Genomic DNA, 24,380 nt, shown 5'->3' with positions numbered 1-24,380 from the left:
CCGAATCGCTGGCTCTGGCCGAGGAACTGGCCGCCAAGCCGCCGGTCGCCATGCGTCTGGACAAGCAGCGGTTCCGTGAGATGACCGAGGCCGGCTTCCGCGACGCGCTGGCCGCCGGCGTGCGCATCCAGCGCGAGGCCTACGCGTCCGGCGAACCGGCCCGGATGATGGAGGAGTTCCTCGCCAAGCGCGCCGCAAAGCGCACGTAACGCAGACACTTGGTCCAAGGGCGCAACGATCCGCCCACCCGCGCCGCCACGGCGGCGCTCATCCACCGGGGCAACAGAGACGCCCCGGCCGCACAGAACAGGGAGTTTCACATGAGCAAGACCTCCGGCTTCTCCATGGGCCGCCGCAGCCTGATGAAGGGAGCCGCCGGCGTCGCGCTGGGCGCCACCCTGCCCGCCGGGCTGCTGCGTCCGGCTTTCGCCGCCACGCAGATCACCGTCGCCGACCCGGGCGGCCCCTACAGCCCGGCCTTCCGCAAGGCCTTCTACGACCCGTTCGAGAAGGCCACCGGTATCAAGGTCGTCAACGTCGCCCGCGAGGCGGAGCCGACCGCCCAGTTCAAGGCCATCGTCGAGACCAAGTCCTACACCTGGGACGTCTGCACGCTGACCCTGTCGGCGCGCGACATCCTGATGAAGCAGAACCTGCTGGAGCCGCTGAACTTCACCACCGCGGACGCGCCCGGCCTGATGCCGGACTCGCTGACCAGCCATTGGATGGGCACCGACGTCTATTCGACCATCCTCGGCTACCGCGCCGACAAATTCGCCTCCAACGCCCCGCAGAGCTGGGCCGATTTCTGGAACGTCGAGAAGTTCCCGGGCCGCCGCTCGCTGCGCAAGAACCCGATCGACACGCTGGAGCAGGCGCTGCTCGCCGACGGTGTGCCGCTCGACCAGCTCTACCCGCTCGACGTCGACCGCGCCTTCAAGGCGCTCGACCGCATCAAGCCGCACGTCGCCGTGTGGTGGACCGGCGGCGCCCAGTCCAGCCAGCTCATCCAGAGCGGCGAAGTCGACATGATCGCTCTGTGGAACGCCCGCGCCCAGGCGGTGATCGACGGCGGCGCCCCGGTGAAGATCAGCTGGAACCAGGGGCTCTACTCGATCGAGGGCTGGGGCATCCCGCGCGGCAACCCGCGCGCCGACGCCGCCCGCCAGTTCATCAAATTCTGCGCCGATCCGTCCCGTCAGGCCGTCTTCACCGAGGTGCTGGCCTACGGCCCGACCAACCTCGACGCCTACAAGAGCATCCCGAAGGAGCGCGCCTCGGCGCTGCCGACCTTCGAAGACAATCTGAAGGTGATGACCATCGCCAAGGAAGATTGGTGGGGCGCCAACCGGTCGAAGATGAACGAGCGCTTCAACGCCTGGATCCTCGGCTAAGCCCGCCTGTCGGAAAGGAGACCCGCCGCCATGCTCTCACCGCTCGCACAGGCGCGGACAGCGCCGGTCCAGGCCGGAGCCGCCGCCACGCCGAAGCTGCTGGTCGACGGCCTGACCAAACGGTACGGCGCCATCACGGCGCTGGAGCCCACCCGCCTGGAAGTCCCGGCGGGCGAGTTCCTGACGCTGCTCGGCCCGTCGGGGTCCGGCAAGACCACGCTTTTGCAGATGATCTGCGGGCTGGTGGAGCCGAGCGGCGGGCGCATCCTGATCGATGGGCAGGACGAGACCCGGACGCCCGTGCACAAGCGGGACATCGGCCTCGTCTTCCAGCATTACGCTCTGTTCCCCCACCTGACGGTGGCGGAGAACATCGGCTTTCCCCTGCGCATGCGCGGCGTCGCCCCGGCGGACCTGACGCGGCGCGTGAAGGAGGCTCTGGAGATGGTCCATCTGGGCCATCTCGCCGGGCGCTTCCCCAAGGAGCTGTCCGGCGGGCAGCAGCAGCGCGTCGCCCTGGCACGCTGCTTCGTCTACCAGCCCTCGGTCATTTTGATGGACGAGCCGCTGGGGGCGCTCGACAAGAAGCTGCGCGAGCACATGCAGTACGAGATCAAGCGCCTGCACCGCGAGACGGGCGCGACGATCATCTACGTCACCCATGACCAGGAGGAAGCCCTGGCCATGTCCGACCGCATCTGCCTGATGAACCACGCCCGGATCGAGCAGCTCGGCACCCCGCACGACATCTATGCCCGCCCGAAAACCGCGTTTGCAGCGGACTTCATCGGCGTGTCGAACATCTTCCGCGGCCAAGTCCGGCGCGACGGCAGCGGGGCGCCCATGCTGGTCACCGGCAACGGCAGCTTCCGCCTGTCCGCCGACACGCCGGACCGTCCGGACGGCGCGCTGGTCGTCCGTCCCGAGCAGCTCGACATCGACGGCGACGGCGACAACGAGGTGCGGGGCGAGGTCGTGGACACCGTCTATGCCGGGTCCGAGACCCGGGTGCTGGTGTCGCTGGGCGGCGAGGAGACGATCACCGTCCGCCTGCGCCGCGGCACCGCCCCGCCGCGGCTGGGCGAGGTGGTCGCGGTGCGCTGGCGCGCCGACGCCGGGGTGCTGGTGTCATGAGCGCCGCCACCCTGAATCATGACGGCGCCTTCGCCGCGGCGCGGCGGCGGCTGCGCTTCGGCCCGCTGTGGCTGGCCGCCCCCGGCCTCGCCTTCCTGGCCATCTTCTTCCTGTTCCCGGTGCTGCGGTTGCTCGGCCTCAGCGTCCAGGACCTGGAGACCTCGGCCTGGACCGGCGACCATTACGCCCGCATCGTCGCCACGGACGTCTATTTCCGCGTCCTGATGAGCACCTTCCGCATCGCCGGGCTGACTGCCCTGCTGTCGCTCCTGTTCGGCTATCCGCTGGCCTACTGGCTGGCGCAGCTGCCGGAGCGCCAGCGCGGGCTGGCGATCCTGGCGGTGATGGTGCCCTTCTGGACCAGCTATCTGGTCAAGACCTTCGCCTGGATGGTCATCCTGGGGCGCGCCGGCGTCATCAACCAGATTCTCTCCGGCACGGGGATGTCCCCCCTGCCGCTGCTTCACAACGAATTCGGCGTGATGGCCGGCATGGTCCACGCCATGCTGCCGCTGGCCGTGCTGACCATGCTGCCGGTGATGACCACCATCGACCGCCGGCTGGTCCAGGCGGCGGAAACACTGGGCGCGCCGCCGGCCAACGCCTTCTGGCTGGTCTATTTCCAGCTGTCGCTGCCCGGCGTGGCGGCGGCCGGGCTGCTGACCTTCATCTCCTCGCTGGGCTTCTTCATCGTGCCGGCGCTGCTCGGCGGACCGCAGCAGACCATGCTGGCGCAGCTCATCATCACCCAGATCCAGGAGATGCTGAACTGGGCCTTCGCCGGTGCGCTGGCCACCTTCATGCTGGTCGCAGCACTGGTCACCTGCTGGGTCTACGACCGGCTGTTCGGCCTCTCGTCGCTGTCGGGAGAGAGTTCCGGGCGGACCGGAGCCGGTCAGGGCCACCTGCGCAGCGCCGGGATGAAAATCCTGTCGGCGCTCGCCAAGGCGTCGACGGCGCTGGGCGCCCCGCTCGGGCGGGCGCTGGGGCCGAAGATGATGGACCGGCTGCTGCCGCTCTATTCCGCGGCGGTGATCGTCTTCCTGGTCGCCCCGGCGCTGGTCGTCGTCCCCATCGCCTTCACCACCTCCCCCTTCCTCGATTTCCCGCCGCCGGGCTACGGGCTGGAGTGGTTCCGCGTCTACTTCAACTCCGACCTCTGGGTGTCGGCGACGATCCGCTCCTTCGCGGTGGCCTTCGCCACGGCGATCCTGGCGACGCTGGTCGCCGGTCTGGCCGCGCTGGCGCTCGCCCGTTCCTCCTCGCGCTGGCGGGGGGCAATCTTCGCCTTCTTCCTGGCGCCGATGATCGTGCCGCGCATCGTCATCGCGGTCGGGCTGTTCTACCTGTTCGCCCAGATCGGTCTGGTCGCCACCGACCTCGGCCTGATCATCGGCCACACGGTGCTGGCCCTGCCCTTCGCCTTCGTCGCCATCTCCGCGGTGGTCAAGGGGCACGACTGGCGGCTGGACCAAGCGGCGGCGACGCTGGGAGCGAACCGCTTCAAGACGCTGATGCTGGTCACCGTCCCTCTGATCCGCGGCGGTCTGGTGGCGGCGTTCCTGTTCGCCTTCATCACCTCCTTCGACGAACTGACGGTGGCGATCTTCGTCAGCGGCGGCGTCAAGACCACGCTTCCGAAGCAGATGTGGGACGACATGATCCTCCAGTTGAACCCGACGCTGGCTGCCGTGTCTGTCGTGGTCTTCGCGATCGTGATGGCCCTGCTGCTGATGGCGGAATGGCTGCGCCGTCCGGCGCGGTGATCCGCAACCCCTTTCGGCCGTAACCAACCGACCAAACGCATTCGAGATACGCATCATGTCCGATTTCGAAGAAGGGTTCGTCCGCCTGTTCACGCAGGCGGCCCGGACCGGACGCGCCCGCCTGTTCGCCCGCTTCAACGGCGAGGCGCTGAGCTTCGCCACGCTCGACCGCCAGTCCGACGGCGTGGCGGCGGAGCTGCGGCGGCTGGGGCTGAAGCCCGGCGACCGCGTGGCGCTCATGCTGCGCAACAGCCCGCTGGTGCTCTCCACCCTGTTCGGCCTCGCCAAGGCGGGGCTGGTCTGGGTGCCGATCAACGCCCAGCAGCGCGGCGAGGGGCTGCGCTACATCCTGGAGCATTCGGAGCCCGGCGCCATCATCGCCGAGGCCGAGTTCCTGCCGGTGATCGCCGAGACGGGTGCGGTGCCCGCCGGCACGCCGCTGATCGTCCAGGGCGACCCGGCGGCGACGCTGCGGCTGGAGTCCCTGCTGGAGTCCGACGCCGCCTTCGAGGAGGCGCCGCCCGCCCCCGACGACACCTTCGCCATCATGTACACCTCCGGCACCACCGGGCGTCCCAAGGGCGTGCTGGTGTCGCACCGCATGATGCGGCTGGCCGGCGAGGCGGTGGCCCGCGTCTCCGCCGCCCGCGACGGCAACGTCCTGTTCGTGTGGGAGCCGCTGTACCACATCGGCGGCGCCCAGATGATCGTCATGCCGCTGATCCGCAGCGTGTCGCTTGCCATGGTCGACCGCTTCAGCGCCAGCCGCTTCTGGGACCAGGTGCGGGAGTATGGGGCGACCCACATCCATTATCTGGGCGGCATCCTGCAAATCCTGCTGAAGCAGCCGGTCTCCCCGCGCGACCATGATCACCCCGTGCGCATCGCCTGGGGCGGCGGCTGTCCCAAGGAGACCTGGACGCCCTTCGAGGAGCGGTTCGGCGTGCAGATCCGCGAATGCTACGGCATGACCGAGGCGTCGAGCATCACCACCTGCAACGACGAAGGCGTGGTCGGCGCGGTCGGCCGCCCGATGCCCTGGTTCACGGTGGAGCTGCTGGACGCCGCCGGCACGCCGGTGTCGAAGGGCGAGCGGGGCGAGATCGTCGTCCGCACCGATCGCCCCGGCGCCATCTTCGCCGGTTACTTCCGCAACCCGGAGGCGACGGCCCGCGCGCTCAAGGACGGCGCTCTGCACACCGGCGACCTCGGTTCGTTTGATGAGGGCGGGACGCTGCTGTTCCACGGCCGGATGACCGACAGCGTGCGCTGCAAGGGCGAAAACGTCTCGGCCTGGGAGGTCGAGCATGTCGCGGCCACTCACCCCTCCGTCGAGGACTGCGCCATCATCGGGGTCGCCGCCGACGTGGGCGAGCAGGACATCAAGCTGTTCGTGAAGCCGAAGGCCGGGGCGACGCTGGACATCCCGTCGCTGTCCGGCTGGCTTGGAAAACAGCTCGCTCCCTATCAGAATCCGCGCTACATCGCGGTGGTCGAGGAGTTCGAGCGCACCCCCAGCCAGCGCATCATGAAGCACAAGCTGTCCCCCGCCTTAGACGGCTGCTGGGACCGGCTGGCCGGCTGACGGCACGTCTCACCTCCCCCCGCATGCCGCAAGGCTGCGGGGGAATTTTTTATGGACCCGGCTCCTGGCGCCGCCCGCGCCGTCCCCCCGATCGAGCCCGATTTACTGGAAAGCCCTGGACATGCCGCTGCACCGCTGGTTTTCGAACCGCAAATTATTGCACAAGATTCTCGTTCCGGTTCTCGTCCTGCTGATCGTCATCGCCAGCCTCGTCTGGACCGCCCGGAGCGCGATCTCCGATCTGACAAGCTCCACCGCCCGCATCACCGAGCTGGTCGCCGACCGGCTCGGCGCGACCATCGCCGTGCAGTCGGCGCTCGGCGACGCCATGGACACCGAGGCGAACGCCATCGTCGCCTCGTCCCGCGAAGCCATCGACGCCGCCAACGCGCAGCTCACGGCCAACATCGCCAAGGCCCTGTCCGCCATCGACACGCTGGCCGAGGCCTACGACGACCCGGCGGAACGCGAGAGCATCCAGGCCATCAAGTCGATCGTCGGGGAGTATGAGCGCGTCGCCCAGACCACCGTGCAGCTGGCCCGCGGCTTCGACACCGACGGCGCCATCCGCGTGTCCATCGACGTCGGCCGCCCGGTCCGGCAAAAGCTGACCGCGGCGCTGGGCGAGCGGGTGGAGCAGAGCATGGCCGAGACGCGGGAGGCCGAGCGGCGCGCCACCGCGCTCTCCCAGCAGGTCATGACGCGGCTCTACACGGTCGCGGGCGCCGGCCTGCTGTTCGCCTTCGGCCTGCTCGGGTCCATCCTGCTGTTCTTCGTGGTGCGTCCGCTGCACCGCCTGACGTCGGAGATGACCTCCATCGCCGCCGGCGACCTGACCGTGGCCATCCAGGGCACCGAACGCACGGACGAGGTCGGCCTGCTCGCCCGCGCGCTCCAGGTCTTCAAGAGCAACGGCCTGGACATGCGCCGCCTCCAGGAGGAGAGCGACGCGCAGAAGCGCCAGATGGAGGCCGATCGCCGGTCCGCCATGCTGGCCTTGGCCGACCAGTTCGACGCCAACGTGCAGGGCGTGGTCCAGGCCGTCTCGCAGGCCGCCCGCCAGCTTCAGAGCAACGCGCAGACGATGACCGGTGCCGCCGAGACGACGACGGAACAGGCCTCCTCGGTCGCCGCCGCGACGGAGCAGGCGTCGGCAAACGTCGCGACGGTCGCCGCGGCGTCGGAGCAGCTGGGAAGCTCCATCGGGGAGATCGGCCGTCAGGTCAACGGTGCGGCGACGGTCGCCCGCGATGCCGTGGCCGAAGGGGAACGGACCAACGCGTTGGTCGAGCGGCTGGCCAGCGCCGCCCAGAAGATCGGCGACGTCGTCAACCTGATCCAGAACATCGCCAGCCAGACCAACCTGCTGGCGCTGAACGCCACCATCGAGGCGGCGCGCGCCGGCGAGGCCGGCAAGGGCTTCGCCGTCGTGGCGGGCGAGGTCAAGGCGCTGGCCACCCAGACCTCCCAGGCGACCGAGGAGATCGCCAGCCAGATCACCGAAATCCAGGCGATCACCGAAGGCACCGTGACGGCCATCCGCAACATCGCCCGGACCATCGCCGACGTGGACGCCATCGCCGGGGCCATCGCCGCCGCCGTGGAGGAGCAGACCGCCGCCACGCACGAGATCGGCCGCAACATCCAGCAGGCCGCCCAGGGCACCCGGCTGGTCTCGGGCAACATCGGTGGCGTCAGCCAGTCGGCCACCGACGTGCGCGAGGCCGCCGCGGAGGTGCTGGACGCCGCGAACAGCCTGTCCCGCGACTCCGACCTGCTGCGCGACGAGATCCACGGCTTCATCGCACGGGTCCGCGCCGGCTGACACCTTTGCACGAGCGTGACCCCCGCGTGACCATTTTCGCATCACGCGGGGGTGGCGCCCCCAACGGCCGAATTCGTGGTAGCATGGCGCTCCACAGTCGGAAGCCTTTGGAAACCATGCCGAGCCTGTCCAGCGGCCTCAACGCCCTCATCGCCACGGTCCTGCGCAGCCACCCGTCGCTGCGGGTGCTGCCGGTGTCCCGCTACACCCGGGATCAGGCCGCCGCCTACGCCGCCGCCAACGGGCGGGCCATCGCCCACGCCGTCGACGAGCGGGGGCGGCAATCGCTCCTGGTCGCCATGACCGGGCTGGATTACGTCAGCGTCTGCGACCTCGACCATGACCTGACGGTACCCGCCGAACAGCCGGTGTCGCTGATCGTGCCCGAACTGCGCGGCGGGCTGCTCGCCCGCTTCACCCCGCGGACCGCCGGGGACGTGTGCCGGATCGTCGAGGCCGTCTGCCCCTGATCCGGCGAAACGGCTCTTGCGACGGCCCCCCACCCAACCCTCCCCCGCTGCGCAGGGGAGGGCTTCGGGACCTCAGGCCGGCTGCATGCTGCCCGTCTGCTGGTAGCGCAGGTGCCAGGAGAAGGCCTCCTCCAGCAGATGCGGCGTGTGGCCGCCGCGCTGCAGCGCCCGGCGGTGATAATCCAGCGCCAGCTCGCGGTAGCTGGGGTGGACGCAGTTGCGGATGATCGTCTCCGCCCGCTCGCGCGGGGCGAGGCCGCGCAGATCGGCCAGACCGGTCTCGGTCACCAGGACATCCACGTCATGCTCGTTGTGGTCGGTGTGGGTGACCATCGGCACGACGCTTGATATCCGGCCGTCCTTCGCCAGCGACTTGGTGACGAAGATGGCGAGGTGGGCGTTGCGGGCGAAGTCGCCGGAGCCGCCGATGCCGTTCATCATCTGCGTGCCGTTGACGTGGGTCGAGTTCACGTTGCCGTAGATGTCGCACTCCAGCGCCGTGTTGATGCCGATCACGCCCAGCCGCCGAATGACCTCCGGGTGGTTGGAGATTTCCTGCGGGCGCAGCAGCAGCCGGCCCTTGTAGCTGCCGATCTTCGGCAGAACCTCGGCGTATTTCCCGGCGCTCAGAGTGATCGAGGAGCCCGAGGCGAAGGTCAGCTTGCCGGCGTCGAACAGGTCGAAGGTGCTGTCCTGCAGGACCTCGCTGTACATGGTCAGGTCGTGGAACGGGCTGTCGATCATGCCGTGCAGCACGGCGTTGGCGATGGTCCCGATGCCGGCCTGGAGCGGATTCAGCGAGCGACCCAGCCGGCCCTGCCGCACCTCGCGGTCGAGGAACTCGATCAGGTGGCCGGCGATGTCCCGGGTCTCGCCGTCCGGTGGCAGGATGGTGGCGCTGCTGTCCTGCTTGCGGGTCACCACGATGGCCGCGATCTTCGACGGATCGATGGGGATGCAGGGCAGGCCGGCGCGGCTCTCCGCCGTCACCACCGGGATCGGCTCGCGGAAGGGGCGGCGCGTCGGGATGTAGACGTCGTGCATTCCCTCCAGGTCGAGCGGCTGGGTCAAGTTCAGCTCGACGATGATCTTCTCCGCCAGGATGGCGAAGGTCGCGGAGTTGCCGATGGAGGTGGTGGGGACGATCCCGCCCGTCTCGGTGATCGCGCAGGCCTCGATCACCGCCACGTCGACCGGCCCCATCTGGCGGGAGCGCAGAAGCTCCACCGTTTCCGACAGGTGCTGGTCGACGAACATCACCTCGCCGCGGTTGATCGCCTTGCGCAGCACCGGGTCGGCCTGGAACGGCAGGCGGCGGGCCAGCACTCCGGCCTCCGTCAGGATGCGGTCCACGTCGTTGCCGAGCGAGGCGCCGGTCATCAGCGTGACTTTCAGCCGCTCCGTCGCGGCGCGTTCGGCCAGCGCCAACGGCACCGCCTTGGCGTCACCGGCGCGGGTGAAGCCGCTCATGCCGATGGTCATGCCGTCACGGATCAGCAGGGCCGCCTCTTCCGGCGTCACCACCTTACCCCACAGGGACTTCAGGCGAATACGATCGCGGTACATGGTTATCCTTTGCACGTTCTCGGGCGTTTGCTGCCTCGGACGTTTGTTGTCTTTGGCAACTGTTCGGCGGACGATTCACTCGTTTTATCGTTGAGGTCCGTCATAGGCCCCGCTTTCGCAGCGCTGCAATTGCCGGTCAGTCATATCAGGGTGTCCTAATGGGCATGAATGGCCGCCTTGCGCCGTCGCTTCTCAAACGCCCGGTTGTGCCCCGGCATTGCCCTGGGGCATATGGATGGGCTTGCGCCGTGACCCGTGTCCGGCCAACGGGAAAGCCTGCCAGGGAGCCTCCGCCGATGCGTTTCTCTTCCCTCACCGACCGCATCCGCGGCGACCGCGTCGCGGCCTGGGACATCCATTTCGCCGCCTGGACCGCCAAGGGGCGCGGCGAGGACGTGATCGTGCTGAGCGTCGGCGACCCGGATTTCGACACGCCCGCCCCGGTGCGCGACGCCGCCATCGCCGCCCTTCACGCCGGCGACACCCACTACACCCCGATTCCCGGCCGTCCGGAGCTGCGCGCCGCGCTGGCCCGCGACGTGGCCCGCCGCACCGGCCTGCCGGTGGAGCCGGAGAACGTCATCGTCTGCGCCGGGGCGCAGAACGGCCTGTTCAACGCCACCCTCTGCCTCGTCGAAGCGGGGGACGAGGTGCTGGTGCCGGAGCCGATGTACCTGACCTACGAGGCCTGTGTCCGCGCGTCGGGCGCCACGCTGGTCCCGGTGGCCCCGGACGCCGCCACGCTCCGGCTGGACCCGGCGGCGCTGGCCGCCGCGGTGACCCCGCGCACCCGCGCCATATTCCTGGCGACCCCCGCCAACCCCACCGGCATCGTCATGTCGGCAGAGGAACTGGAGGCCGTCGCCGACCTCGCCCGCCGCCACGATTTGTGGGTCGTCGCCGACGAGGTCTACGCCAGCCTGACCTTCGACCGCCCCCACATCGGCATCGCCACCCTTCCCGGCATGGCGGAGCGCACGGTGACCATCAACAGCCTGTCCAAGTCGCACGCCATGACCGGCTGGCGCGCCGGCTGGGTGGTCGCCCCGGCGCCGCTGGTCGCCCATATGGGCACGCTGGCGCTGTGCATGCTCTACGGCCTGCCGGGCTTCGTGCAGCAGGCGGCGCTGGTCGCCGTCGAGCAGGGCGACGAGGCGGTGGCGGCGATGCGCGAGGGCTACCGCCGCCGCCGCGACATCGCGCTGGAGGCGCTCGGCTCCGTTCCCGGCCTGCGCTGCCTGAAGCCGGAGGCCGGCATGTTCATGCTGGTGGACGTCCGCGGCACCGGCCTGCCGACCATGGAGTTCGCGTGGCGGCTGTTCCGCGAGACCGGCGTGTCGGTCCTCGACGCCGGCGCCTTCGGCCCGGCGGCGGCGGGCTGCGTCCGCCTGTCCTTCGCGGTCAGCGAGGCGGAACTTGCGGAGGCCTGCCGCCGCATCGCCGCCTTCGTAACGGGGTTGGCGTCTGGCGGCTGAGTAACATAGCCCTCTCCCCTCTGGGGAGAGGGTGGCCCGCAGGGCCGGTGAGGGGGTTGCGCGTTTCCGGCACGTCCGGCAAAAGCGCACCCCCCTCACCCTGACCCTCTCCCCGGAGGGGAGAGGGGACTTCAAACGCCCCCTCGACGCTGTTACCGAGCGTTACAAATCTAATCCCTTCTGGACATATTCTGCGCGCGACGCCGTGATAGCGTCCCGCCGGGATCGGGGCCGGGCCGCCGGCCACCCTCCCGACGCGACGTTCAGGACGACGCCCGCAGGCGATGAAGGACCCGATGGATTTGGACACGCCCCTGAAACCGCCGCCCGCGCCCGGGCCGGACAGCCACGCCACGGCCGCGCCGGAGGCCCGCCGGGACCGGACGGCTCCCGACGCCCAGCGGACCGACGCGCCCAAGCGCCGCTCGATCCTGGGCCGGGTGCTGGCGTGGCTGGTCGTGCTGTCGCTGATCGGCGGCGGGGTGTGGTGGTTCGCCTTCCGCCCGGCGCCGGAGATGGCGGCCCGTGGCGGCCCCGGCGGGTTCCGGCCCGGCATGCCGACCGCCTCGCCGGTGGTGACCGCCACGGTGGAGAAGGGCGACATGCCGATCCGGCTGAATGGGCTCGGCACCGTCTCCTCGCTCGCCACCGTCACGGTGCGCCCGCAGGTCGGCGGCCAGCTCACCCAGGTCGCCTTCACCGAGGGGCAGGCCGTGCAGAAGGGCGACTTCCTGGCGGAGGTGGACCCGCGGCCCTTTCAGCTCGCCGTCGAGCAGGCGGAGGCCCAGCTGCTGCGCGATCAGGCGCTGCTGAAGAACGCCCGGCTGGACCTGGAGCGCTACCGTCTCCTGGTCAAGCAGGACTCCATCGCCAAGCAGCAGCGCGACACCCAGGAATCACTGGTCCAGCAGTATGAGGGCACGGTGAAGGCCGATCAGGTGGCGGTGGAGAACGCCAAGCTGAACCTGTCCTACACCCGCATCACCGCGCCCGTGTCCGGCCGCGCCGGGCTGCGGCTGGTCGATCCCGGCAACTACGTCACCGCGGGCGAGGCCGGCGGCATCGTCGTCATCACCCAGGTGCAGCCGATCTCCGTCCTGTTCACCCTGCCGGAGGACAACATCCCGGCGATCATGGCCCGCCTGCGCGACGGGGCGCACCTGCCGGTGACCGCCTACGACCGGACGCGCGACCGCGTGCTGGCGACCGGCACGCTGACGACGGTGGACAACCAGATCGACGTGACCACCGGCACGGTCAAGCTGCGCGCCCAGTTCGACAACACCGACCAGTCGCTGTTCCCCAACCAGTTCGTCAACGTCCAGCTTCTGGTGGACACGCTGGCCGGCGTGCCGATGGTCCCGGTGGCGGCGGTGCAGCGTGGGGCACCCGGCACCTATGTCTATGTGGTGAATGGCGCCGACAGCACGGCCTCGGTCCGTCCGGTGACGCTGGGCGCCAGTGACGGGGTGAAGACCGTCATCACCCAGGGCGTGCGACCCGGCGAGACGGTGGTGATCCAGGGCGCCGACCGGCTGCGCGAGGGCGCCAAGGTCGCGGCGACCGACGGCTCGGCCCAGCCGGCGACTCCCGCCCCGTCCAGCGAGGGGCCGCGCCCGCAGCGCCGGCCCCAGCGCAACGCGTCGTAACGCGCGCCTGCCGCCATGAACATCTCCCACCCCTTCGTCGTCCGCCCGGTCGCCACCTCGCTGCTGATGCTGGCGATCCTGCTGGTGGGGGCGGTGTCCTACCGCTTCCTGCCGCTGTCGGCGCTGCCGGCGGTGGAATACCCGACGATCCAGGTCCAGACCTTCTTCCCCGGCGCCAGCCCGGAGGTGATGACCTCGTCGGTCACCGCCCCTCTGGAACGCCAGCTCGGCCAAATGCCGGGGCTGGTCCAGATGTCCTCGGTCAGCGCCGCCGGGGCGTCGGTCATCACGCTCCAGTTCGGGCTGGAACTCAGCATCGACATCGCGGAGCAGGAGGTGCAGGCGGCCATCAACGCCGCCGGGAACCTGCTGCCCTCCGACCTGCCCGCCCCGCCGGTCTACGCCAAGGTCAACCCGGCCGACGCGCCGATCCTGACGCTCGCCCTGACGTCGAAGACACTGCCGTTGACCCAGGTGCAGGACTTGGCTGACAGCCGCTTCGCGCAGAAGCTGTCGCAGCTTCCCGGCGTCGGTCTGGTCAGCCTCAGCGGCGGGCACCGGCCGGCGGTGCGCATCCGCGCCAACGTCCAGGCGCTGGCCGCCTACGGCCTGAACATCGACGACCTGCGCAGCACCATCAACACGGCCAACGTCAACTCGCCCAAGGGCACCATCGACGGGCCGACCCGCAACTACACCATCAACGCCAACGACCAGCTCCGCCGGGCCGACGAGTACAAGGACCTCGTCGTCGCCTACCGCAGCGGCGCCCCGGTGCGCCTGTCCGACGTCGCCGAGGTGCTGGACAGCGCCGAGAACACCCGGCTGGGCGCCTGGATGAACGACACGCCGGCCATCCTCCTGAACATCCAGCGCCAGCCCGGCGCCAACGTGATCGAGGTGGTGGACCGGGTGAAGGAGATGCTGCCCAACCTGACCGCCGCCCTGCCCGGCTCGGTCGACGTCGCCGTGCTGACCGACCGCACCGTGACCATCCGCGCCTCCGTCGAGGATGTGCAGATGGAGATGATGGTCGCCATGGGGCTGGTGGTGCTGGTCATCTTCCTGTTCCTGCGCAACATCCCGGCGACGATCATCCCCAGCCTGTCGGTGCCGCTGTCGCTGGTCGGCACCTTCGCGGTGATGTATCTGGCGGGCTTCAGCCTGAACAACCTGTCCTTGATGGCGCTGACCGTCGCGACCGGCTTCGTCGTCGACGACGCCATCGTGATGATCGAGAACATCGCCCGCCATGTGGAGCGCGGCGAATCCCCGCTCCAGGCCGCGCTGAAGGGGTCGAAGCAGATCGGCTTCACCATCGTGTCGCTGACCGTCTCGCTGATCGCGGTGCTGATCCCGCTGCTGTTCATGGGCGACGTGGTGGGCCGGCTGTTCCGCGAGTTCGCCATCACGCTGGCCGTCACCATCCTGATCTCCGCCGTCGTCTCGCTGACGCTGGTGCCGATGCTCTGCGCCAAGCTGCTGCGCCACCGCGAGCCGCGGGAGATGTCCGCCATCGCGCGGCGCAGCGAGGCGTGGTTCGACGCGGTGATCGCCGGCTACGCCCGCACGCTGCGCTGGGTGCTGGACCGCCAGGGGGCGACGCTGCTGGTCGCCGTGGGCACGCTGGCGCTGACGGTGGTGCTCTACACCGCCATCCCCAAGGGCTTCTTCCCGGCGCAGGACACCGGCCTGATCCAGGGCGTGACGGAGGCCACCCAGTCCGTCTCCTACGCCGCCATGGCGGAGCGGCAGCGGGCGCTGGCGGTGGAGGTGCTGAAGGACCCCGACGTGGTCAGCCTGTCCTCCTTCATCGGGGTGGACGGCACCAACACCACCATGAACAGCGGGCGCCTGCTCATCAACCTGAAGCCGAAGGAGCAGCGGACGGATCCTGTGGCCGACATCATCCGCCGCATCCGCCACAACACCGCCGCCGTCCCCGGAATCGAGCTGTTCATGCAGCCGGTGCAGGATCTGACCATCGACGCCACGGTCAGCCGCACCCAGTACCAGTTCGTGCTTGAGGACGCGAATCCCGAGGAGCTGCGGGTCTGGGCGCCGAGGCTGATCGACCGGCTGGCCGCGGTGCCGGAGATCACCGACGTCACCAGCAACCTTCAGGAGAAGGGGCTGTCGGCCGCCATCACCATCGACCGCGACACCGCCGCGCGCTACGGCGTCACCACGGCGGCCATCGACAATGCGCTGTACGACTCCTTCGGCCAGCGCATCGTCTCCACCATCTTCACCCAGGCCAACCAGTTCCGCGTGATCCTGGAGGCCGATCCCGACCGCATGACGGTGGACCAGCTGCTCACCTCCATCCATCTGCCCTCGGCGGGCGGCGGACAGGTGCCGCTGGCCGCCTTCGCGCGGATGGAGGTGCGCAACGCGCCGCTCCAGATCAACCATTTCGGGCAGTTCCCGGCGGTCACCGTCTCCTTCAACCTGGCGCCGGGAGTGTCGCTGGGCGCCGCGGTCAAGGCCATCGAGGCGGCGGAACAGGAACTCGGCCTGCCGGCCAGCGTGCTGACCCGCTTCCAGGGCGCCGCGCTGGCCTTCCAGGCGTCGCTGGGCAACCAGCTTCTGCTGATCCTGGCCGCCATCGTCACGATGTACATCGTGCTGGGCGTCCTCTACGAGAGCTACATCCACCCGATCACGATCCTCTCCACCCTGCCCTCGGCGGGGGTGGGGGCGCTGATCGCGCTGATGCTGGCCGGGCACGACCTGGACATCATCGCCATCATCGGCATCATCCTGCTGATCGGCATCGTGAAGAAGAACGCGATCATGATGATCGACTTCGCGCTCGACGCCGAGCGGGAGGAGGGCAAGCCCCCGCGCGAGGCGATCTATCAGGCCTGCCTGCTGCGCTTCCGGCCGATCCTGATGACGACCATGGCGGCGCTGCTCGGCGCCCTGCCGCTGATGCTCGGCACCGGCACGGGGTCGGAGCTGCGCCAGCCGATGGGCGTGTCCATCGTCGGCGGGCTGATTCTCAGCCAGCTTCTCACCCTCTACACCACGCCGGTGATCTATCTGGCCTTCGACCGGCTGGCCGCGCGCCTGCGCGGGCGTCCCGACGGGCAGGCGGAAGGGGCCGCGCGATGAGCTGGGCCGCCAACCTGTCGGCGCCTTTCATCCGGCGGCCGGTGGCGACGACCCTGCTGACGCTCGGGTTGGCGCTGGCCGGGGCGCTGGGCTTCGTCGGGCTGCCGGTGTCGCCGCTGCCGCAGGTGGACTTCCCGACCATCTCGGTCACCGCCTCGATGCCCGGCGCCAGCCCGGAAACGATGGCGGCCAGCGTCGCGACGCCGCTGGAGCGGCATCTGGCGCAGATCGCCGACGTGACGGAGATGACCTCCTCCAGCTCCGCCGGCTCGACGCGCATCACGCTGCAGTTCGGGCTGAACCGCGACATTGACGGCGCAGGCCGCGAGGTGCAGGCCGCCATCAACGCCGCCCGCGCCGATCTGCCGTCCAGCCTGCGCAGCAACCCGACCTACCGCAAGGTCAACCCCGCCGACGCCCCAATCATGATTCTGACCATGACCTCGGCGACGCTCAGCCAGGGGCAGCTCTACGATTCCGCGGCGACCGTGCTCCAGCAGAAGCTGTCGCAGGTCGAAGGCATCGGGCAGGTCACCATCGGCGGCAGCTCGCTGCCCGCCGTGCGGGTGGAATTAAACCCGCGCGCCCTGTTCCAGTACGGCATCGGGCTGGAGGACGTGCGCGCCGCCATCGCGTCGGCCAACGCCAACGCCCCCAAGGGCGCCGTCGAGGACGGGGAGCTGCGCTTCCAGATCTACACCAACGATCAGGCCCGCAAGGCGGAGGAATACCGGTCGCTGGTCATCGCCTACCGCAACGGGGCGGCGGTCCGCCTGTCCGACGTGGCCGAGGTGTCGGACAGCGTGGAGGATCTGCGCAACGCCGGAATCACCAACGGCAAGCCGTCGGTCCTGCTGATGCTGAACCGCCAGCCGGCGGCCAACATCATCGAGACGGTCGACCGGGTGAAGGCCATGCTGCCCGAACTGCGCGCCTCCATCCCCGCCGACATCGACCTGTCGGTCTCCAGCGACCGCACCACGACCATCCGCGCCTCGCTGGCCGAGGTGGAGCACACGCTCATCATCGCCGTCGGGCTGGTGGTGATGGTGGTGTTCCTGTTCCTGCGCAACGCGCGGGCGGCGCTGATCCCCAGCGTGGTGGTGCCGGTGTCGCTGGTCGCCACCTTCGGCGCCATGTATCTGCTCGGCTACAGCCTGAACAACCTGTCGCTGATGGCGCTGACCATCGCCACCGGCTTCGTCGTCGACGACGCCATCGTCGTTCTGGAGAACATCGCCCGCCACATCGAGAACGGCATGTCCCGCACCCAGGCGGCGCTGCGCGGCGCGCGGGAGGTAGGCTTCACCGTCCTGTCGATGAGCGTGTCGCTGGTCGCCGTCTTCATCCCGATTCTGCTGATGGGCGGCATCGTCGGGCGGCTGTTCCGCGAATTCGCCCTGACCTTGTCCATCGCCATCCTGGTCTCGATGGTCATCAGCCTGACCACCACGCCGATGATGTGCGCCATCCTGCTGCGCGAGCCGCGCAAGGCGAAGGAGCCGGGCCGCGCCGTGGCCGCCCTGCGCCGGTTCGGGGCGCGGATCGGCGGGGGGACGCTGCGCCTCTACGACCGGACGCTGACGGCGGCGCTCGACAACAGCCTGCTGACCATGGTGGTCTTCGCGGCGACGGTGGCGCTCAGCGTCCATCTCTTTACGATCATCCCCAAGGGCTTCTTCCCGCAGCAGGACACGGGCCGGCTGAACGGATTCGTCGTGGCGGACCAGAGCACCTCCTTCACGCTGATGAAGGAGAAGATGGAGCGCTTCGTGGCGCTGGTGCAGGCCGACCCGGCGGTGGAGACGGTGGTGGGGTACACCGGCGGCAGCCGGACCAACAGCGGCTATATGGCCGTCACGCTGAAGCCGCTGGCGCAGCGCGACGTCACGGCCGACGGGGTGATCGCCCGGCTGCGCACCCAGCTCACCCAGGTGCCCGGCGCCAACCTCTACCTGTCGGTCATGCAGGATTTGCGGGCGGGGGCGCGGCAAGCCAACGCCAACTACCAGTTCACGCTCCAGGGCGACACGCTGGACGAGTTGCAGACCTGGGCGCCCCGCCTGACCCAGGCGCTCCAGCAGGTGCCGGAGCTGACGGAGGTGAACTCCGACCAGCAGCAGCGCGGGCTGGCGCTGGAGGTGACGGTGGACCGCGACGCCGCGGCGCGGCTGGGCCTGTCCTTCAACCAGATCAACAACACGCTCTACGACGCCTTCGGCCAGCGCTCCGCCTCGACCATCTACAACCCGCTGAACCAGTACCGCGTGATCATGGAGGTCGCCCCCCAGTACCGCGAGGACCCGGAGATGATGAAGGACATCCTCATCAGCAAATCCGGCGGGGCGGTCAGCGGGACGCAGGCGACGAGCGCCATCGCCGGCGCCGCCACGGCCGATACCGAGGCCGCGCGCAACCAGCGCATCAACCAGATCGCCACCACCGGCCGCACCGCCGCCTCCACCGGGTCGGCGCTCAGCACGGGGGTGGAGACGATGGTCCCGCTCTCGGCGATCGCCCGCGTCGCGCTGGAGAACACGCCGCTGTCGGTGAACCACCAGGGGCCGTTCGTCGCCACCACCCTCTCCTTCAACCTCGCCCCCGGAATCTCGCTGGGCGAGGGGCTGGCCGTCATCCGCCACACCATGGACCGGATCGGCGTGCCGACCACCATCCAGGGCAGCTTCCAGGGCACCGCGCGGGTGTTCCAGCAGTCGATCGGCGATCAGCCGGTGCTGATCCTGGCGGCACTGCTGGCCGTCTACATCGTGCTGGGCGTGCTCTACGAGAGTTACATCCACCCGCTGACCATCCTGTCCACCCTGCCTTCCGCCGGGGTGGGGGCGCTGGTCGCGCTGATGGCGCTGGACAAGGAGCTGAGCATCATCGCGCTGATCGGGGTGATCCTGCTGATCGGCATCGTCAAGAAGAACGCGATCATGATGATCGACGTGGCGCTGGAGGCGGAGCGGAGCGAGGGGTTGGACCCGCGCACCGCGATCCATCGCGCCTGCCTGCTGCGCTTCCGCCCGATCATGATGACCACGGTCGCGGCCCTGCTGGGCGCCCTGCCGCTGGCGCTCGGCTCGGGCGACGGGGCGGAGCTGCGCCAGCCATTGGGCATCGCCATCGTCGGCGGTCTGGTCGTCAGCCAGATGCTGACCCTCTACACGACGCCGGTCACCTACCTGTACCTCGACCGCTTCCGGCTGTGGTGCCGGCGGCGCTGGCGGCGCCCCGAGGCGGGTGTCGCGGCATGATGGACGCTTTTGTCGATAATAACCCTCTCCCCTCTGGGGAGAGGGAAGTTGACGTGCGGATGGACCTGACATGACCACGATCATCGGGCGGCGCGCCCGTCTCCTGGGCACGGCGCTCAGCGCCCTCACGCTGTTGTCGGCCTGCGCGGTCGGACCGGATTACGAGCGGCCGTCCGCCGCCGTGCCGCCGACCTACAAGGAGGCCGGCATTACCCCCGTGGTCTTCGCAGCTCCTCCCGCCCCGCGCGACGACGGCTGGCGCCCCGCCGCCCCCGGACAGGCAGAGGCCAGCCCCTGGTGGACCGTCTTCAACGATCCGGTGCTGGACGGGCTGATGCGCCGGGTGGAGGTCGACAACCAGAGCCTGAAGGCGGCGGAGGCCGCCTACCGGCAGGCGAAGGCGCTGTCGGACCAGGCACGCTCCGGATTCTTCCCCGTCCTGTCGATCAGCGGCGGCGCCGACCGGGCGGGACGCGTCGGGTCGGGCAACCGCAGCACCTCCGGCGCCAGCTCCGGCACGGCGGCCAGCCGGGGCGGAACCCCGGTGACCACCTACGACGCCGGGCTGGGGGCGAGCTGGGCGCCGGACCTGTGGGGCCGCATCCGCCGGTCGGTGGAAAGCAACGACGCCAACCTCCAGGCCAGCGCCGCCGACCTCGCCGCCGCCCGCCTGTCGGCGCAGGCGCAGCTGGCCACCGCCTACGTCCAGTTCCGCGTGGCGGACGAGCGCAAGGCGCTTCTGGAGCGGGCCATCGCCGCCTACCGCCAGTCGCTGGAGATCGCCCGCAACCGCCACGCCGTGGGCACGGCGACCCTGGCCGACGTCTTCACCGCCGAAACGCAGGTCCGCTCCACCGAGTCGCAGCTCGTGGCGCTGGGGGTGCAGCGCGCCCAGTTCGAGCACGCCATCGCGGTTCTGGTCGGGCAGGCGCCCGCCGCCTTCGCGCTGGCCCCGGCGCCGCTGGCCGCCGCGGTCCCGGCGATCCCGCCCGGCGTGCCTTCCGCCCTGCTGGAACGCCGCCCGGACATCGCGGCGGCGGAGCGGCAGATGGCCCAGGCCAACGCCCAGATCGGCATCGCGGAGTCGGCTTGGTATCCCGACGTGGTGCTGTCCGGCTCCCTCACCAACAGCGCGACGATCCTGCCGCAGCTTCTCCAAGCGCCGACGGCGATCTGGGCGGTCGGGGCGCAGGTTGCCCAGACCCTGTTCGACGGCGGCACGCGGACGGCCGAGGTGGAGCTGCGCCGCGCCGTGTTCGAGCAGAGCGTGGCGCAGTACCGCCAGACCGTGCTGACCGCCTTCCAGGAGGTCGAAGACCAGCTTGCCGCCCAGCGCATCCTGGCCCAGCAGGCCGCCGTGCAGGACGACGCCGTGCGGCTGGCACGCGAGGCGGAGCGGCTGACCCTGAACCAGTACCGGGCCGGCACCCTGCCCTACAGCAGCGTCCTGACCGCCCAGACCGCCGCCCTGTCGGACGAGGAAAGCGCCCTGGCGGTGCGGCAGAGCCGCCTGCTGGCCGCCGTGTCGCTGCTCCAAGCGTTGGGGGGCACTCCGCCGGATTTTTAATCCTCGGCAAGGCCGGGCTACCCCTTCGGACTGCACATCGGAAGTGGTGCGGGGAAGGGGCGGCCAGTCCTTTGAAAAAATGGATGAAATCCGCGCAGTTGCCGAGGATGGGGGCGGCGCCGGGGCTAACCCGCTGGACGGGCTAGCCCGCAATTTCAGTAACGGCATGGGGAACTTGAGATTTATCTGAGTCCCGTGCGTTCAACCCCAAAGAAAAGCAGGCGCAGCATGATTCTCGATGCTCGCTCGGTGTCCTCGGGCACCAACCTTGACGCGGACCTCTGCATCGTCGGCGCCGGCGCCGCCGGGCTCGCCATAGCCCGTGCGCTGGCCGGTTCGCGCTGGAAGATCGTCCTTCTGGAAAGCGGCGGACTCGACCCCGACGGCCACACCCAGTCGCTCTACGCCGGCGAGAATCTCGGCCTGCCCTACGAGCGGCTGTCCACCGCGCGCAGCCGCTATTTCGGCGGCAGCACCAACTGCTGGGGCGGCTTCTGCCGGCCCTTCGAGCCGATCGACATGGAGGCGCGGCCCTGGGTGCCGAACAGCGGCTGGCCCTTCGGGCCGGAGATGCTGGCCCCCTATTACGCCCGCGCCCACAGCCACCTGAACCTGCCGTCGCGCATCTACGACAACGGCCATTGGGAGAAGACCCTGGCGCCGGACGGGATCGAGTTCCTGCCGGTCGAGGGCGGCGCGCTGGAGAACCGCATCGCCCAGATCAGCGACCAGCCGCGCGTCGGCGTGACCTCCGTCGACGAGATCGTCCAGGCCGCGAACATCGCCTGCTACCTGAACGCCAACGTCACCGAGTTCGAGACCAACGACACCGCCACGGTGGTCGAGCGGGTGCGCTGTGCCGCGCTCAGCGGCGCCCGCTTCACGGTCACCGCGCGGCAGTTCGTCCTGTGCTGCGGCGGCATCGAGAACGCCCGCCTGCTGCTGCTGTCCAACAGGGTACAGAGCGCCGGGTTGGGCAACGGCCACGATCTGGTCGGCCGCTACTTCACCGACCACCCGCGCATCAAGGCCGGCTCCGTCCGCCTGACCGATCAGGCGCGGCACCGCCGCCTCTACGACATGACGCTGACCCTGTCGCGCCGCCGGCTGAACGCCAAGCACCTCCCCGTCTCCGCCTCCCTGTCGCCGACGGTGGAGACGCAGCGCCGGCTGGGGCTGATGAACTCGCGCAGCTATCTGGTGGCGCAGTATCACGGCGAGGCGACCGCCGGAGTGCGGGCGCTGCACGACCTGCGCATGCTGATGTCCGACCGCCGCAAGTTCGGCCACGCCGAGGGCGACCTGCGCGCCCTGCTGCGCGAGGCGGTGCCGCAGATCGCGCTGCATCTGCCGAATCTCGCCTATGCGATGTTCGACAATGTGGTGAATCCGGCCTGGGTGACGCGCAGCTTCCTGCTGGAAACCATCGTCGAGCCGGTGCCCAACCCCGACAGCCGCGTGACCCTGGCGACGGAGCGCGACGCGCTGGGCCTCAACCGGGCCGACACGGTGTGGCGCCTGACCGAGCAGGACCGCGACAACTTCCTGCGCACCAACGAGCTGGTGCGGACGGAGCTGACCCGCAACGGCCTGATTACGGTAACCGAGCCCGACCCGCAGGAGGCCGCCGAGCGCGCCTGGGCGGAGCGCATCTCCTGGTGCTGGCACCATATGGGCACCACCCGCATGCACGACGATCCGAAGCAGGGTGTGGTCGACGCGCGCTGCAAGGTGCACGGGATGCACAATCTCTACATCGGCGGCAGCTCGGTCTTCCCCAGCATGGGTTGCGACCACCCGACCATCAATCTCGTGGCGCTGGCCTTCCGCCTCGCCGAGGAGGTGTCGGCCCAGCTTCAGCACGACCGGGCGGTCACGCTGGAGGGCCAGCAGGCGGCGTGATTCACTGGTCCGGCACGGGCGGGGAGCGATCTTCCCGCCCGCAACCCCCAATCCCCGTTGACCGAGAAATCAACTCAACTACTCTTGGGCCAAGAACGGTTCGAGGGACAAGAGACGTTGGGGACGGGGATGGCGGACGATATCGGGACGGGAAATCCGGACCTCATGCTGCGCTTTCAGGCCATGCTGGACACGGTGCCGGACGGAGTCGTCATCATCGACGCCGAAGGGCGCATCCAGACCTTCAACCCGGCCTGCGAGCGGCTGTTCGGCTGGACGGCGGCGGAGGTCATCGGCCACAACGTCAAGATGCTGATGCCGCCGCCCTACCGGGAGGAGCATGACGGCTACCTGGAGCGCTACCACCGGACCGGGGAGCGCCGGATCATCGGCATCGGGCGCGAGGTCACCGGCCTGCGCCGCGACGGCACCACCTTCCCGATGGAGCTGTCGGTCGGCGAAGCCTGCCGGGAGGCCGGCGGCGACGGGGTCTACATCGGCATCATCCGCGACATCAGCGAGCGCAAGCGGGCCGAAACCGCCCTGCGTGAGCGCGAGGCCCGCCTCACCTCCATCCTGGAGACCGTGCCCGAGGCGATCATCGTCATCAGCGAGCGCGGGCAGATCGAGTCCTTCAGCCCGGCGGCGGAGCGGCTGTTCGGCTACAGCGCCGCCGAGGTGTCGGGACGGAACGTCAGCATGCTGATGCCCTCCCCCTACCGGGAGCAGCACGACCGCTACATGGACCATTACCTGACGACCGGGGAGCGCCGGATCATTGGCATCGGGCGGGTCGTCTCCGGCCTGCGCCGCGACGGTTCGGTCTTCCCCATGGAACTGGCGGTGGGCGAAGTGCGGTTGGCCGGGCACCGCTGCTTCACCGGCTTCATCCGCGACCTCACCGAGCGGCAGGCCACCGAGAAGCGGCTTCAGGAGCTTCAGGCCGAGCTTCTGCACGTCAGCCGGGTCAGCGCTATGGGCCAGATGGCCTCGACCCTGGCGCACGAGCTGAACCAGCCGCTGACCGCCGTCATCAACTACGCCAAGGCGGTGAAGCGCCTGCTCGACCGTCCGGACGGGGCGGACAAGGCGCGGGAGACGATGGACAAGGCCACCGCCCAGGCCGCCCGCGCCGGCCAGATCATCCGCCGCCTGCGCAACTTCATCGAGAAGGGCCAGACCGAGCACACGGCGGAGAGCATCGGCAAGGTGGTGGAGGAAGCCAGCGCCCTCGCCCTGGTCGGCGCCAAGGAGCGCGGCGTCCATGTCCGGCTGGAGATGAGCGGCGACGAGCGGCCCGTGCTGATCGACAAGATCCAGATCCAGCAGGTCGTCCTCAACCTCGTCCGCAACGCCATCGAGGCGATGGCCGAGTCGGAGATTCGGGAATTGACGGTCGCCACCGGCCCCGACCCGGAGTCGGCGGCGCTGATGCGCGTCACCGTCCGCGACACCGGCCCCGGCCTGAACGAGACCGTCCTGGCCCAGCTTTTCCAGCCCTTCGTCACCACCAAGGAGAAGGGGATGGGGCTCGGCCTGTCGATCTGTCGGTCGATCATCGAGGCCCATGGCGGCCGCCTGTGGTTGGAACCGGGGGACCGAGGGGCCACCTTTGCCTTCACCGTGCCGGTTGCCGGAGAGGATGATGCGCCCTGAGTCCCCATTGCCGC

15 protein-coding genes (1 of these 15 only partly in view) are annotated in these 24,380 nt (G+C 69.7%); 14 read left to right on the top strand and 1 reads right to left on the bottom strand.

Annotation, left to right across the window (positions count from 1 at the left end; all coding sequences use genetic code 11):
- The 7 genes from Sp245p_RS27630 to Sp245p_RS27600 form a co-directional block, all read left to right on the top strand.
- Window positions 1-209 carry the 3' end of an enoyl-CoA hydratase/isomerase family protein gene (locus Sp245p_RS27630; RefSeq protein WP_014242112.1) on the top strand. The gene continues 562 nt to the left of window position 1, outside the view, so the window shows 209 of its 771 coding nt (coding positions 563-771); its start codon lies off the left edge, out of view; its stop codon occupies window positions 207-209.
- Window positions 210-320: 111 nt separating this feature from the next.
- Window positions 321-1,394, top strand: coding sequence for a polyamine ABC transporter substrate-binding protein (locus tag Sp245p_RS27625; RefSeq protein ID WP_014242111.1), 1,074 nt, complete (start codon window positions 321-323; stop codon window positions 1,392-1,394).
- Between the two features lie 30 nt (window positions 1,395-1,424).
- Window positions 1,425-2,528, top strand: coding sequence for an ABC transporter ATP-binding protein (locus Sp245p_RS27620; RefSeq protein WP_014242110.1), 1,104 nt, complete (start codon window positions 1,425-1,427; stop codon window positions 2,526-2,528).
- The gene (locus Sp245p_RS27615; RefSeq protein WP_014242109.1) at window positions 2,525-4,294 is read left to right on the top strand and encodes an ABC transporter permease subunit; all 1,770 of its coding nucleotides are present in this window, start codon (window positions 2,525-2,527) and stop codon (window positions 4,292-4,294) included. The genes Sp245p_RS27620 and Sp245p_RS27615 overlap by 4 nt, the downstream gene beginning before the upstream one ends.
- A gap of 55 nt (window positions 4,295-4,349) precedes the next feature.
- Entirely contained in the window at window positions 4,350-5,879 is a 1,530-nt protein-coding gene (locus Sp245p_RS27610) for an AMP-binding protein (RefSeq protein WP_014242108.1), read from the top strand.
- A gap of 121 nt (window positions 5,880-6,000) precedes the next feature.
- A complete protein-coding gene (locus tag Sp245p_RS27605; RefSeq protein ID WP_014242107.1) occupies window positions 6,001-7,704 on the top strand; it encodes a methyl-accepting chemotaxis protein in 1,704 nt (567 codons plus the stop codon).
- A gap of 116 nt (window positions 7,705-7,820) precedes the next feature.
- On the top strand, window positions 7,821-8,174 hold the full coding sequence (locus Sp245p_RS27600; protein ID WP_014242106.1) for a hypothetical protein: 354 nt from the start codon (window positions 7,821-7,823) through the stop codon (window positions 8,172-8,174).
- A 72-nt stretch (window positions 8,175-8,246) separates the two neighbouring features.
- Here Sp245p_RS27600 and scpC read toward each other — a convergent pair whose 3' ends face one another.
- Complete coding sequence (gene scpC, locus Sp245p_RS27595; protein ID WP_014242105.1) at window positions 8,247-9,740, bottom strand: succinyl-CoA:acetate CoA-transferase ScpC; 1,494 nt, start codon at window positions 9,738-9,740, stop codon at window positions 8,247-8,249.
- A 296-nt stretch (window positions 9,741-10,036) separates the two neighbouring features.
- On the opposite strand from scpC, the gene Sp245p_RS27590 reads away from it, so the two are divergent.
- The 7 genes from Sp245p_RS27590 to Sp245p_RS27560 all read left to right on the top strand — a co-directional run bounded on the left by Sp245p_RS27590 (window position 10,037) and on the right by Sp245p_RS27560 (window position 24,366).
- Entirely contained in the window at window positions 10,037-11,215 is a 1,179-nt protein-coding gene (locus tag Sp245p_RS27590; RefSeq protein WP_041813145.1) for a pyridoxal phosphate-dependent aminotransferase, read from the top strand.
- A gap of 296 nt (window positions 11,216-11,511) precedes the next feature.
- Window positions 11,512-12,864, top strand: a complete 1,353-nt coding sequence (locus Sp245p_RS27585) for an MdtA/MuxA family multidrug efflux RND transporter periplasmic adaptor subunit (protein WP_014242100.1) — start codon at window positions 11,512-11,514, stop codon at window positions 12,862-12,864.
- 15 nt (window positions 12,865-12,879) lie between these two features.
- Complete coding sequence (locus Sp245p_RS27580) at window positions 12,880-15,981, top strand: MdtB/MuxB family multidrug efflux RND transporter permease subunit (protein WP_109139092.1); 3,102 nt, start codon at window positions 12,880-12,882, stop codon at window positions 15,979-15,981.
- Window positions 15,978-19,241, top strand: a complete 3,264-nt coding sequence (locus Sp245p_RS27575) for an efflux RND transporter permease subunit (protein ID WP_109139091.1) — start codon at window positions 15,978-15,980, stop codon at window positions 19,239-19,241. The genes Sp245p_RS27580 and Sp245p_RS27575 overlap by 4 nt, the downstream gene beginning before the upstream one ends.
- 70 nt (window positions 19,242-19,311) lie before the next feature.
- The gene (locus Sp245p_RS27570; RefSeq protein WP_014242098.1) at window positions 19,312-20,808 is read left to right on the top strand and encodes an efflux transporter outer membrane subunit; all 1,497 of its coding nucleotides are present in this window, start codon (window positions 19,312-19,314) and stop codon (window positions 20,806-20,808) included.
- A gap of 228 nt (window positions 20,809-21,036) precedes the next feature.
- On the top strand, window positions 21,037-22,710 hold the full coding sequence (locus Sp245p_RS27565; RefSeq protein ID WP_014242097.1) for an FAD-dependent oxidoreductase: 1,674 nt from the start codon (window positions 21,037-21,039) through the stop codon (window positions 22,708-22,710).
- A 165-nt stretch (window positions 22,711-22,875) separates the two neighbouring features.
- Window positions 22,876-24,366, top strand: a complete 1,491-nt coding sequence (locus Sp245p_RS27560; RefSeq protein ID WP_014242096.1) for a PAS domain-containing sensor histidine kinase — start codon at window positions 22,876-22,878, stop codon at window positions 24,364-24,366.
- Window positions 24,367-24,380 lie beyond the last annotated feature (14 nt).

It is taken from the genome of Azospirillum baldaniorum (genome assembly GCF_003119195.2).
Taxonomy (GTDB): domain Bacteria; phylum Pseudomonadota; class Alphaproteobacteria; order Azospirillales; family Azospirillaceae; genus Azospirillum; species Azospirillum baldaniorum.
This window is presented reverse-complemented; position numbering and strand designations above follow the sequence as displayed.